General features: G+C 68.3%; 11 protein-coding genes. 5 read left to right on the top strand and 6 right to left on the bottom strand.

The features are described from left to right. The first annotated feature begins 197 nt into the window (after window positions 1-197). The 5 genes from ectA to ASG64_RS18850 all read left to right on the top strand — a co-directional run bounded on the left by ectA (window position 198) and on the right by ASG64_RS18850 (window position 4538). Window positions 198-716, top strand: a complete 519-nt coding sequence (gene ectA / locus ASG64_RS18870; protein WP_056075519.1) for a diaminobutyrate acetyltransferase — start codon at window positions 198-200, stop codon at window positions 714-716. A 52-nt stretch (window positions 717-768) separates the two neighbouring features. After that, on the top strand, window positions 769-2049 hold the full coding sequence (gene ectB / locus ASG64_RS18865) for a diaminobutyrate--2-oxoglutarate transaminase (RefSeq protein WP_442971165.1): 1281 nt from the start codon (window positions 769-771) through the stop codon (window positions 2047-2049). A 25-nt stretch (window positions 2050-2074) separates the two neighbouring features. Continuing rightward, a complete protein-coding gene (locus ASG64_RS18860) occupies window positions 2075-2473 on the top strand; it encodes an ectoine synthase (RefSeq protein ID WP_056075517.1) in 399 nt (132 codons plus the stop codon). A gap of 101 nt (window positions 2474-2574) precedes the next feature. Further along, a complete protein-coding gene (locus ASG64_RS18855) occupies window positions 2575-3354 on the top strand; it encodes a Sir2 family NAD-dependent protein deacetylase (protein ID WP_056075515.1) in 780 nt (259 codons plus the stop codon). Further along, a complete protein-coding gene (locus ASG64_RS18850) occupies window positions 3351-4538 on the top strand; it encodes an MFS transporter (RefSeq protein ID WP_056075512.1) in 1188 nt (395 codons plus the stop codon). Before ASG64_RS18855 ends, ASG64_RS18850 begins: the two co-directional genes overlap by 4 nt. Window positions 4539-4542: 4 nt before the next feature. Here the strand turns inward: ASG64_RS18850 and proB are convergent, their stop codons facing one another. The 6 genes from proB to ndk form a co-directional block, all read right to left on the bottom strand. Then, window positions 4543-5658 carry a glutamate 5-kinase gene (gene proB / locus ASG64_RS18845; protein ID WP_156388415.1) on the bottom strand — a complete coding sequence of 372 codons (1116 nt, stop codon included), beginning with the start codon at window positions 5656-5658 and terminating at the stop codon, window positions 4543-4545. A 2-nt stretch (window positions 5659-5660) separates the two neighbouring features. Continuing rightward, window positions 5661-7112, bottom strand: a complete 1452-nt coding sequence (gene obgE, locus ASG64_RS18840) for a GTPase ObgE (RefSeq protein ID WP_042572779.1) — start codon at window positions 7110-7112, stop codon at window positions 5661-5663. Between the two features lie 162 nt (window positions 7113-7274). Next, complete coding sequence (rpmA, locus tag ASG64_RS18835; protein WP_056075509.1) at window positions 7275-7556, bottom strand: 50S ribosomal protein L27; 282 nt, start codon at window positions 7554-7556, stop codon at window positions 7275-7277. 67 nt (window positions 7557-7623) lie between these two features. Continuing rightward, complete coding sequence (gene rplU / locus ASG64_RS18830; protein ID WP_042572777.1) at window positions 7624-7935, bottom strand: 50S ribosomal protein L21; 312 nt, start codon at window positions 7933-7935, stop codon at window positions 7624-7626. Window positions 7936-8182: 247 nt separating this feature from the next. Continuing rightward, window positions 8183-11515, bottom strand: coding sequence for a translation initiation factor IF-2 N-terminal domain-containing protein (locus ASG64_RS18825; RefSeq protein WP_056076257.1), 3333 nt, complete (start codon window positions 11513-11515; stop codon window positions 8183-8185). 422 nt (window positions 11516-11937) lie between these two features. Continuing rightward, entirely contained in the window at window positions 11938-12351 is a 414-nt protein-coding gene (gene ndk / locus ASG64_RS18820; protein WP_042572776.1) for a nucleoside-diphosphate kinase, read from the bottom strand. Window positions 12352-12394: the final 43 nt, after the last annotated feature.

Raw genomic sequence — 12394 nt, 5'->3', positions numbered from 1 at the left:
TTCCGGGTCCGTGACGCGCGCCGGCTGTCGCCACACCGTTCACACTGGTCACATCGGCACCATCTGGACCGGCGTCACAGTCCCGTGTGAGCACCCTCACAACAGGCGAGGGTACTGGCGGTTAGCGTGCCTTTCCTGCACGTCGGCCACCGAGGCACCTGACATGCGGCAGCGTCCTTGTTACGTTCGTAGGCAATATGACGCCAGTGTTACGACAAGATAACCCGACCGACGCCATCCAGTTCACATTCCGACCGCCTCGCACCGACGACGGAATACGCCTGTGGGAAATTGCCCGGGACTCGACTGTCCTCGATCTCAATTCCGGTTACGCCTACGTCCTGTGGTGCCGTGACTTCTCCGCCACCTCCGTCGTGGCGACTGACACGAACGACGTTCCCGTCGGCTTCGTCTCCGGCTACCGGCGCCCCGAACAGGGCGACACCCTCTTCGTGTGGCAGGTTGCCGTGGACGCCGATCAGCGCGGACACGGCCTTGCCGTCCGCATGCTGGAGACCCTGGTGGACCGCACGGCGCCGCGCCTGCTCGAGACCACCATCAGCCCGGACAACGACGCCTCGATCGGCTTGTTCACCTCGCTCGCCCGACGGCGCGGGACCGGCATCGACCGGCGAGACCTGTTCGCCGCCAATGCTTTCCCTGACAGCCACGAACCGGAAGACCTCTACACGGTCGGTCCGTTCGACGCCACGTAGCGCAACTCGCACGACAGGCGCCCCCATTCGACGATCACCCCGGAGGACTTCCTTGACCACCACCAGCATCAGCCCCACCGACGCCACCACCGACATCTTCGAGGCCCGCGAGTCACAAGTTCGCAGCTACAGCCGCCAGTGGCCCGCCGTGTTCGACACGGCGCAGGGCTCGTGGATCACCGACGAGAACGGCCGCAGGTACCTCGACTTCTTCGCCGGAGCGGGTGCGCTGAATTACGGCCACAACAATCCCGTCCTCAAGAAGGCTCTGGTCGACTACATCATGCGTGACGGCATCACGCACGGTCTCGACATGTCGACCGTCGCCAAGCGGGAATTCCTCGAGTCGTTCACCTCGCGCATTCTCGAGCCGCGCGGACTCGACTACAAAGTGCAATTCCCCGGCCCCACCGGAACGAACACGGTGGAAGCGGCACTGAAATTGGCGCGAAAGGTCACCGGCCGTTCCTCGGTCATCAATTTCACCAATGCCTTCCACGGCATGACCCTCGGCGCCCTGTCCGTCACCGGCAACTCCATGAAGCGCGCCGGCGCCGGCATCCCCCTGGTCCACGCCACCCCCATGCCGTTCGACAACTACTTCGGCGGAGCGACGGACGACTTCCAGTGGATGGAGCGAGTCCTCGACGACTCGGGCAGCGGCATCAACCGTCCTGCCGCGGTCATCGTGGAAACGGTCCAGGGTGAGGGCGGGGTCAACGTGGCTCGCGCCGAGTGGCTGCGCGGACTCGCCGATCTGCTGAAGCGACGCGACATCCTGCTCATCGTCGACGACGTCCAGATGGGCGTCGGCCGCACGGGCCCGTTCTTCTCGTTCGAGGACGCCGGCATCGTGCCCGACATCGTCACGCTCTCGAAGTCCATCGGCGGATACGGGATGCCGATGGCCCTGACCTTGATGCGTCCCGAACTCGACGTCTGGGGTCCGGGCGAGCACAACGGCACGTTCCGCGGCAACAACCCGGCCTTCGTGACCAGCAAGGCCGCACTCGACCACTACTGGTCCGACGGAGCCTTCGAGGCATCGATCCTGGCCAAGGGCGAGCGGATCCAGGATGCGTTCATCGAGCTGTCCGCTCGGTTCGACGGCATCAGCACCCGAGGCCGAGGAATGGTCCGGGGTCTGGTGTTCGACGACGCGGAGAAGGCGTCGAAGGTGACCGCGCTGGCATACGAGCACGGGCTGCTCGCAGAGACGTCGGGCCCGTCGGACGAGGTCGTCAAGCTCCTTCCGCCGCTCACCATCTCCGAGCAGGATCTCGACCACGGGCTGGGCATCCTGTCCGAGGCCACCACGACCGTCTGCTCCTGACCACCCCCCACCGTAGGAGGTTCACATGATCGTTCGCACCACCGAAGCCATCACCGGAACCGATCGCGACATCGCGAGCGAGGACGGCCAGTGGCGGTCCAAGCGCATCGTCCTGGGCGGCGACAAGGTCGGCTTCTCGTTCCACGAGACCACCATCGAGCCGAACACCGTGAACAATTTCCACTACGCCAACCACGTCGAAGCCGTCTGGCTCATCGAGGGCGAGGGGACGCTGACCGACCGCGAGACCGGGGAGACCTACGAGCTCGGCGCGGGGTCGATGTACCTGTTGAACGGGCACGAGCGTCACACGGTGGAGACGCGGACGCGCATGCGCATGCTGTGCGTGTTCAACCCACCCGTGGTGGGCAACGAACGGCACGACGAGAACGGCGTGTATCCGTTGATCGAAGTTCCTGCCTGACGCACGACGCTGCGCGGCGACCTACTCTGGAGAACGTGACCTCGGTTTCCCCACGCTCTCTCGATCGGTCGCCGCGCAGCGCCATCTCTCTCCAGGACGCGATGGCCGGCGGCCGCGTCGTCGCACTCACGGGCGCCGGCATGTCCACCGACTCGGGTATCCCCGACTACCGCGGGCCCGACTCCCCTCCACGTAACCCGATGACGTTCCAGCAGTTCATCGGCGACGACGATTTCCGACGCCACTACTGGGCTCGCAATCACGTCGGCTGGCGCCACATGGACGCGACCCGGCCCAACGCCGGACACCGCGCGCTCGCCGAGCTCGAGCGGGTCGGCACCGTGTCGGGCACCATCACGCAGAACGTCGACATGCTGCACACCAAGGCGGGGTCACGGTCGGTGATCGACCTGCACGGTGTCTACGGCCGCGTCCGCTGCCTGGACTGCGACCGGTTGATCTCCCGCGTCGCACTGGACGAGCGCCTGACCGCACTCAATCCGGGGTTCATCGAATCCGTGGTCGGCGCCGACGGAGTCGAGATCGCTCCGGACGCCGACGCGATCATCGAGAGCACGGCTCATTTCCGCATGGTCGGCTGCGAGGTCTGCGGCGGCATCCTCAAACCCGACATCGTCTATTTCGGCGAGAGTGTTCCCAAGCCTCGGGTCCGCAGTGCCTACGACATGGTCGACGCCGCGTCGGCTCTCGTCGTCCTCGGGTCGTCGCTGACCGTGATGTCCGGACTGCGCTTCGTCCGCCACGCGTGGAAGAACGAGATCCCGGTATTCATCGTCAACCGCGGGACGACCCGCGGGGACGAGTTCGCGGCGGAGAAGATCGAGGCGGGCTGTTCCGAGGTCCTGGCTGCTTTCCTGTGACGGCGGGAACGACCTCGACCACCGGACGGCCGTGGGCCGTCGCGGTCGTGTTCTTCGTCAACGGGGCGGTGCTCGGGAACTGGGCACCGCGCATCCCCGCGATCCGCGACGCGCTGTCCCTCGACGCATCGGTCCTCGGACTCGCTCTGGCGGGGACGGGTACGGGAGGGCTGCTGGCCACTCCCCTCGCCGCCATCGGCATCAGGAAGCTCGGCAGCCGGATGGTCGTGGTGCTCTCCGCGGCTCTGCTGTGTCTCGCGTTCGTCCTCCCCGCGGTGGCCGGGACCTGGTGGATGCTCGCCCTGTCTCTCGCAGTCCTCGGCGGCGCCGACGCGGTGATGGACGTCGCCATGAACGCGCAGGGCGTGATCGTCGAGAAGCGACGTGATCGGTCTCTGCTCAACCGATTCCACGCATCGTGGAGCGCGGGCGCCGTCACCGGCGGACTGACCGGAGCGGCAGCAGCCGCGGCAGGACTGTCCGTGGTGGTCCACTTCTCGCTGGTCGGCGGGGTCCTGCTGGTCGCTGCAGTGGTGGCCGCGCGCTTCCTCGTCCGCGACGCCCCGACAGCGCCCGCGGAACCTGTCAGCGCGACGCCCCGCCGTTCCCGTGTCCCGTTCTCCGGTGCGCTGGCTCTGCTGGGACTGCTCGTGCTGGTGGCGGCACTGGTGGAGGACGTCCCCCAATCCTGGGGCGCCGTCTACTCCACGGAACTCGGTGCCGGAGCCGGTCTGGCCGGGCTGTCCGTAGTGGCGTTCTCGTCGGCGATGTTCGTCGGTCGACTCATCGGTGACGCGACGGTGGATCGTTTCGGGCGGCACGCCGTCCTGATGGGCGGCGCACTGCTCATCGCCGCGGCCTTCGTGGCAGCCCCCGCCGTGACATCCCCGTACGTCGCGGCAGCGATGTTCGCGGTGGCCGGTCTGGGTGCCGCGCCCATCTTCCCCGCGGCCTTCGGCCTCGCCGGCCGACTACCCGGGATCGCGCCGGGAACGGCGATGACCGTGGTCTCGCTCGTCGCACGCGTCGGAGTGCTCACCGCGCCCATCACCTTCGGCACACTCGCGCAGCTCACCGGCTTCGGGTGGGCTCTGTGGTCCGTCGTGGCTGCCGGAGTGGCGGTCGCGCTGGTGGCGATCGCGTTGCGACGCGTTCTCGCGGCCTCCCCCTCGCACGCCTCGTGACGAGTCAGCCGGGGACCAGATCGTCCGCGTGCACGACGGGCCGTCGCAGTTCCGGCGCCAGGTCGGCGGTCGACTGTCCGAGCATCCCGGTGATCTCCGTCGAGTCGTAGGCCACGACACCGCGAGCCACGACCGCTCCGTCCTGCGCCGTCAGGGACACCACGTCCCCCGCGTCGAACGTGCCGGCGACGGAGACGATGCCGGCGGACAGCAGGGACCGTCTCCGGTCGATCACCGCGGCCACCGCGCCCGCATCGAGCATCAGCGCACCGGTCGTATCGGCGGCGTGCCGCACCCAGAAACGCCGCGCCGACAACCGATTGGGGCGAGCCGTGAACGTGGTTCCCACCGCGCCGCCACCGAGTGCCGACGCGGCATCCGACGCGGCAGCCAACAGGACCGGCACGCCGGCGTCGGCAGCCAGACGCGCAGCAGACAGCTTCGAGGCCATGCCGCCCGTTCCCAACGCTCCCCCGGACCCGGCGACGACGCCGTCGAGATCCTCGGGACTGGCCACTTCCGTCAGGAACCTCGCGTTCGGGTCCTTGCGCGGGTCACCGTCGTACAGACCGTCCACGTCGGACAGAAGCACCAGGGCGTCGGCGCCGACGAGATGGGCTACCAGGGCAGCGAGCCGGTCGTTGTCACCGAACCGGATCTCGGCCGTGGCGACCGTGTCGTTCTCGTTGACCACCGCTACCGCGCCGAGCGAGCGCAGACGGTCCAGCGTGCGCTGGGCATTGCGGTGATTGGCGCGACGCGCGATGTCCTCGGCGGTGAGAAGCACCTGGCCGACCGTCCGGCCGTAGCGTCCGAAGGACGTGCCCCACGCATGCGCCAGCGCGAGCTGACCCACACTGGCGGCGGCCTGCTTGGTGGCCAGGTCTCGGGGACGCTGCTTGAGGCCCAGAGGCGCCATGCCGGCTCCGATGGCACCCGAGGACACCACGACCACATCGGTGCCGTTGCGCATCCTCGCCTCGATGGCGTCGGCCAGCGCGTCGAGTCGGGAAAGGTCGAGGCCCTTCTCCATGCTCGTCAACGCGGACGAGCCGATCTTGACGACGATGCTGCGAGCCGACGCGATGGTCTCCCGGGTACTCCCGTGCGGCTGTGTCACCGTCACTGGTCGTCGCTGTCCAGCCCTCGCCGGACACGGCGTGCGTGCTTACGCTCGGATGCGCCGATGCGCTCGACCTGATCGATGCGCGAGTCGGTTCCGCGGCCCGTCATCGTGACGTCGACACCGGCGGGAGTCTGCGGTTCCCACTCGAAGCTGACGTCCCCGATGGTGACCGAGGCGCCGGGCTGTGCGCCCTGCTTGACCAGTTCGGCCTCGACGCCGAGCCGTGCGAAGCGGTCGGCCAGGTAGCCGACGGCCTCGTCGTTGTCGAAGGACGTCTGGTTGACCCACCGCTCGGGGCGCTCACCGCGCACGATGAAGCCACCCGGAACGTCGGGATCGGCGATGACGCTGAAGCCGGCCTTGTCGGTGGCGACCGGACGGATGACCTGTCGACGCGGAACGGCCTTGGGGTGATCGAGACGGTACTGGGCGACGAGTTCGGCCAACGCGAACGTCAAGGGGCGCAGACCTTCCCGGCTGACCGCGGAGATGGAGAACACGGGCCACCCGCGGGCTTCGAAGTCCGCGCGCACCATGTCCGCCAACTCGAGGGCCTCCGGCACGTCGACCTTGTTCAGCACGACGATGCGCGGGCGGTCGGCGAGTTCGCCGAGCCCTGCGTCGCTGGACAGGGCCGGTGTGTAGGCCGCGAGTTCGGCCTCGAGAGCATCGACGTCCGACACGGGATCGCGGCCCGGATCGAGGGTCGCGCAGTCGACGACGTGCGCGAGAACTGCGCAACGCTCGAGGTGACGCAGGAAGTCCAGGCCCAGCCCCTTGCCCTGGCTCGCGCCGGGGATGAGACCGGGGACGTCGGCGACGGTGAACGTGGTGTCCCCGCTCGAGACGACGCCGAGGTTCGGGACCAGCGTCGTGAAGGGGTAGTCGGCGATCTTGGGCTTCGCTGCGGACAGCACCGACACCAGCGAGGACTTCCCGGCGCTGGGGAATCCGACCAGGCCGACGTCGGCGACCGACTTCAGTTCCAGGACCAGGTCGCGTTCGACGCCGTCCTCACCGAGCAGTGCGAAACCGGGCGCCTTGCGTGCGCGCGATGCCAGGGCTGCGTTACCCAGGCCACCACGGCCACCGGCAGCGGCGTCGAAGCGTGTGCCTTCCCCGACGAGGTCCGCCAGGATGCGTCCCTCGCTGTCGAGGACCATGGTCCCGTCGGGAACACCGAGGATCAGATCCTCGCCGATGGCGCCGTCGCGGTTGCTGCCCGCTCCCTGCGTACCGTTGCCGGCCTTCGCATGCGAGTGGAAGTGGAAGTCGAGGAGTGTGTGGACGCTCGGGTCGACGACGAAGACGACGTCGCCACCGCGACCACCGTTACCACCGTCGGGTCCGCCGAGCGGCTTGAACTTCTCGCGGTGGACCGAGGAGCACCCGTTCCCGCCCTTGCCTGCACTGACATGCAGGGTGACACGGTCGACGAAACGCGACATGGGTGGGTGGTCCTTCCGAGACAACTAACGAGAGTGATGCTGGGTGGAACGCCGTCAGGGGCGGACGGAGGAAGCCCTCCGAACCGCCCCTGACGGGAACGCGTACTGATATGCAGCGCCGAGGTGTGCAGCGTCGGAGACGACGCTGTCACCGCAGGAGGATCAGACCTCTACGGCGACCGGAGCGTCTGCGGCGACCGGGACGATGTTGACGGTCTTGCGGCCGCGCTTCGTTCCGAACAGGACTGCACCCGCAGAGAGAGCGAACAGGGTGTCGTCGCCGCCACGGCCGACGTTCACGCCGGGGTGGAAGTGAGTGCCGCGCTGGCGAACGATGATCTCGCCTGCGCTGACGGACTGGCCGCCGAAGCGCTTGACGCCGAGGCGCTGTGAGTTGGAATCGCGACCGTTGCGTGAGCTGGACGCGCCCTTCTTGTGTGCCATGAGAAACCCTCCCGGGGTTGGTGGAGCCAGTGCTGTGGTGACGCCGGATGGTACCGGTATCGAGGACTTACTTGATGCCGGTGACCTTCAGGACGGTCAGCTTCTGCCGGTGTCCCTGACGCTTGTGGTAGCCGGTCTTGTTCTTGAACTTGTGGATGCGGATCTTCGGACCCTTGGTGTGCTCGACGATCTCACCGGCGACAGACATGTCGGCCAGCTTGGATGCATCGGTGGTCAGGTCCGACCCGTCGACGACGAGAACTGGAGCAAGCGAGACAGCCGTTCCGGGCGCTCCCTCGATCTTCTCGACCTTGACGAGGTCACCTACTGCGACCTTGTACTGCTTTCCGCCGGTCTTGACGATCGCGTACGTTGCCATCGGAGGGCTACCCCTTGCTTCTTTGATGCGTTCTCGCGGCCCCGTGGGGGACGCGACTGGTCTCATGGCTGCAGGACTGCAGCCCGTGCTCGTGCGGTGTTCTTGCGCCGGCGAACCGAAGTTCGGGCGTCTCTCCCTGCCACCTCACGGCGGACAGGACAGAGCCGCGTCGCCGACAGCGACTGTCAAAGATTACGGCAGAGTCCGTGGCCCGGTCAAACCGCTCGACCGGACCCTCCGCCGCACCTCAGGACTCGTCGCCGGGCGGCGGTCCCGCCGGGCGTCCCGCCGCCCGGCGACGCGGACGTCGGGCCGGTGCGGCAGCGGCCACCGACGCACCGCCGCCGACTGTCACGGCGGCGGGGTCCTCGACCACCGCGGGTGCGGAATCCTCGGATACTGCTGCGGCGGAGCCGTTCACGGGAGTACTCGGTACCACGATGACCGTGCCGGCCGAGTCGCCGGCCGGCGCGGACGCCGCACGGGAGACTCGTCGGCTGCGCCGTGGCCGTGTCGCGGGAGCCGCGGCGGCGTCCGGTTCGACGACGGTCTCGTCCGGTACGTCGACAGGTGCGGTGTCCGAGGACACATCGGTGGCCGGACTCTCGTCGGGCGCAGTCCGCGCGTCCCGAACCGCGGCGACCGCCGCGGCGGCCTCGTCGATCGGATCCGAGCCCGAGTCGGCCACGTCGTCCGGGTGCAGATGCGCAGCCATGGCCAGTGCCACGGGGTGTGCGCGGCGGATAGACGGGTCGACCGTCGTGTCGGTCGTGTCGTCCTCCGACGCGCCCGTGTCGACCGCGTCCTGCGCACGGGAGTCCGAACGATCCTTGCCCCCGCGGCGGCGACGCGAGCCGCCCTCGGAGCGCTGGTTGTTGTCAGAGCGCGAGTTGTCCGAGCGCTGGTTGTTGTCCGACCGGGAGTTGTCCGAGCGCGAGTTTCCGCGTCCACCGTCGTCCTTGGCAGCCTCGACGGGGAACTGATGCATCATCAGTCCACGCCCGTGGCAGTGCTCACAGGTGGTGGAGAACGCCTCGATCAGGCCGGTACCCATACGCTTACGCGTCATCTGGACCAGTCCGAGCGACGTCACCTCCGACACCTGGTGCCTCGTGCGGTCGCGGCCGAGAGCCTCGGTCAGACGACGCAGGACCAGGTCACGGTTCGACTCGAGGACCATGTCGATGAAGTCGACGACGATCATGCCGCCGATGTCGCGCAGTCGCATCTGGCGGACGACCTCTTCGGCCGCCTCCAGGTTGTTGCGTGTGACGGTCTCCTCGAGGTTGCCGCCTTCACCGGTGAACTTGCCGGTGTTGACGTCCACCACGGTCATGGCCTCGGTGCGGTCGATGACCAGCGTGCCACCCGACGGCAGCCACACCTTGCGGTCGAGCGCCTTGGCCAGCTGCTCGTCGATGCGGTAGGCCGCGAAGACGTCGACGTCCTTCGACGACGAGGTGTACCGCTCGACCCGCGACAGCATGTCGGGAGCCACGGTCTCGATGTAGCTCTGCACCGTCGACCACGCACGATCGCCCTCGATGACGAGCTTCGAGAAGTCCTCGTTGAAGAGATCGCGGACGACCTTGACCAGCAGATCCGGCTCTTCGTACAGGGTGACGGGCGCCGAACCCTTGGCCGACTCGGCACCGGTGGATCGCTCGGAGACCATGGCCCACTGCGCCTGCAGACGGGTGACGTCGCGAGCGAGTTCCTCCGCGCTGACGCCTTCCGACGCGGTGCGGATGATGACGCCTGCCTCGGCGGGCACGATGTCGCGCAGGATGTCCTTCAGACGCTTGCGCTCGTTGTCGGGAAGCTTGCGGCTGATGCCGGTGGACGAACCACCCGGCACGTACACCAGGAACCGTCCGGCCAGGGAGATCTGCGTCGTCAAGCGGGCACCCTTGTGGCCCACCGGATCCTTGCTGACCTGCACCAGAACCTGATCGCCCGGCTTCAGCGCCTGCTCGATCTTGCGGCTGTTCCCGCCCAGACCCGCTGCGTCCCAGTCGACCTCACCGGCATAGAGCACACCGTTGCGGCCCTTGCCGATGTCGATGAATGCAGCTTCCATGCTGGGCAGCACGTTCTGCACGCGACCGAGGTACACGTTGCCGACGATCGATCCCGATGCGGTGCTGGTGACGAAGTGCTCGACCAGGACACCGTCCTCGAGCACCGCGACCTGCGTCAGATCGGGCTGACCGGCCAGTGCCTTCTCCCGCACGACCATGGTGCGGTCCACGGACTCACGGCGTGCGAGGAACTCTGATTCGGTGAGGATCGGGGGGCGACGACGACCGGCGTCACGCCCGTCGCGGCGACGCTGACGCTTCGCCTCGAGCCGGGTGGACCCGGTGATGCCCTGGACCTCGTCCTTGGCCTTGCGCTGCCGCGGCTCACGCTCGTGGACGACGGTGTTGGGCGGGTCGTCCTCGGTGGTGGCATCGCCGTCGGCGCCGTCGGCTCCGCTCTTGCGACGGCGGCGACGCCGGCGACGGCGGCTCGCGCTGTCGGCCGTGCTCTCGTCGTCGTCACTCTCGGCGGACTCGGCGGTGTCCGCATCGTCGGACGTATCCGACTCGGGCGCATCGTCGGGCGTCGACTCGTCGGTCGCGCTCGACTCCGACCTCGCGGATCGGCGACTGCGCGAACGCCGGTTCGACGACCTGCGCGGCGATGCCTCGGCTGCGTCCTCGGTGTCGTCGTCCTGCGACTCGGAGGCGTCCGCGTCCGGAGTCGCCTCGGAATCGGTGGACGTCTCGTCCGAGGTGCTCGTCTGGTCGGTCGGCTGGTCCGACGCGACGGCATCGGTCGACGACTCGTCGGAGTCGTCGTCCGAGTCGTCCTGATCGTCCGTCTGCGCGTCGCCACGACCGCGGCCACGTCCACGGCGTCCGCGACGGCGGCGGCGAGGACCGGACTGACCGTCCTGGTCGTTGGACTCCTGCTCGGCGGATTCGGCGGTGTCCTGATCGTTCGCGGCCTCGTCCGACGCGTCGGCCGGAACCTCGAGCGTCGGAACCTCGGGCGACGGCGTCTCGGCGACAGGCGCCTCCGCAGCGGGCGTCTCGACGGCAGGCGTCTCGGTTACAGGCGCCTCGGTTACACGCGCCTCGGCTGCAGGTGTCTCGACCTTCTTCGGGCTTCGAGCTCGACGGCGAGCCTTCGGTGCCTCGGGGGCGGCCTCGGGCTGCAGGAAGACCGGCACCGAAGCCGGACCGGCAGTCGACGGTGCCGTGGCTTCGGTGGTCTCGATGTTGGTGAAGAGGTCCGGCTCCACACGCGCCGCTGCGGGGGCGGGCTCTGCCTCGACCACTGCTTCTGCTTCGGGGGTCACGTTCTGGGTGACGACGGAGCCACCGAGAGCGGAGGCGACGGTCTCGGCGTCGGCGCGGACGACGCTCGACTGCACGCTACGGACGTCGACGCCCATCTCGGCGAGCTGCGCCACGACCTGCTTGCTGGTCACGCCCAGCAGCTTGGCCAGCGCGTGTACGCGAATGCGTTCGGGGAACGCCTGCGCTTCGGTGTTCGGGTCCTGCGATGTCTGGGGCGGCACGTTGTCGGCCACGTGTTCTCCTCGGGCTCCCGGGCGCGAGCATCCACGGTCGACAGTGCCCGATCGGGCGTCGTCCGTCGGATGGCACGCGGCCACACGAGAGTCATGGTTCGTTCGCGGGATCGGGAGATCCCGTCGACTAAGCGGGTTCGCAGAACGACGGGTCGTCGACCGGGACGGTCGGCGGAGATCGCCGCAATGCCTGGGCGGATGGCCGGTCCGAGCGCCTGATCTTCAGCGTGACGCGCCAACGGTACGAATAGAAGCTTCGCACCCGTGTCGGCGCATGTCCGCGATGACGGGCATCGGGTCCGTGGATGTCATCCGGTCACGTTCGCGTGGTGCGCGCCGCAACCTCTTCCACTATCCCACACTCCCCGACCGCCGCGTGCCATTGCCGCTCGAGTGGCACGGCACGCGGCGCGGGGCGGACATCAGCCCAGCTCAGGGAACCAGAGAGCGATCTCGCGAGCGGCGGACTCGGTCGAATCCGAGCCGTGGACGAGGTTCTTCTGACCGTCGAGTGCGAGGTCGGCGCGGATGGTGCCGGGCGTGGCCTTGGCGACGGGGTCGGTGCCACCGGCGAGCTGGCGGAACGCCTCGATCGCTCGGGGACCTTCGAGCACCGCGGCCACGAGGGGACCGGAGGTGATGAAGTCGATCAGGTCGGGGAAGAACGGGCGCTCGGCGTGCTCGGCGTAGTGCTGCTCCGCCACGTCACGGGACACGGTGCGCAGGTCGAGCGCGACGAGGTCGAGGCCTTTGCGCTCGACACGGCCGAGGATTTCCCCGACGAATCGACGAGCGACGCCATCGGGCTTGATCAGGACGAGAGTGCGTTCGGTCACGATCGCAGAGCCTAGAGGACGGGGTAGGCGCGCTCGCGCACCC

Source organism: Rhodococcus sp. Leaf247, from assembly GCF_001426185.1.
Lineage (GTDB): Bacteria > Actinomycetota > Actinomycetes > Mycobacteriales > Mycobacteriaceae > Rhodococcoides.
Note: the sequence above shows the minus strand (reverse complement) of the source record. Positions and strands in the feature narration are given on the sequence as shown.

What these genes read in the sequence shown, in the direction of transcription:
- ASG64_RS18855 (WP_056075515.1), top strand. Translation starts at nt 2,575, where the DNA reads ATGGCCGGCGGCCGCGTCGTCGCACTCACGGGCGCCGGCATGTCCACC.
- ASG64_RS18860 (WP_056075517.1), top strand. Translation starts at nt 2,075, where the DNA reads ATGATCGTTCGCACCACCGAAGCCATCACCGGAACCGATCGCGACATC.
- rplU (WP_042572777.1), bottom strand. Translation starts at nt 7,935, where the DNA reads ATGGCAACGTACGCGATCGTCAAGACCGGCGGAAAGCAGTACAAGGTC.
- ectA (WP_056075519.1), top strand. Translation starts at nt 198, where the DNA reads ATGACGCCAGTGTTACGACAAGATAACCCGACCGACGCCATCCAGTTC.
- rpmA (WP_056075509.1), bottom strand. Translation starts at nt 7,556, where the DNA reads ATGGCACACAAGAAGGGCGCGTCCAGCTCACGCAACGGTCGCGATTCC.
- obgE (WP_042572779.1), bottom strand. Translation starts at nt 7,112, where the DNA reads ATGTCGCGTTTCGTCGACCGTGTCACCCTGCATGTCAGTGCAGGCAAG.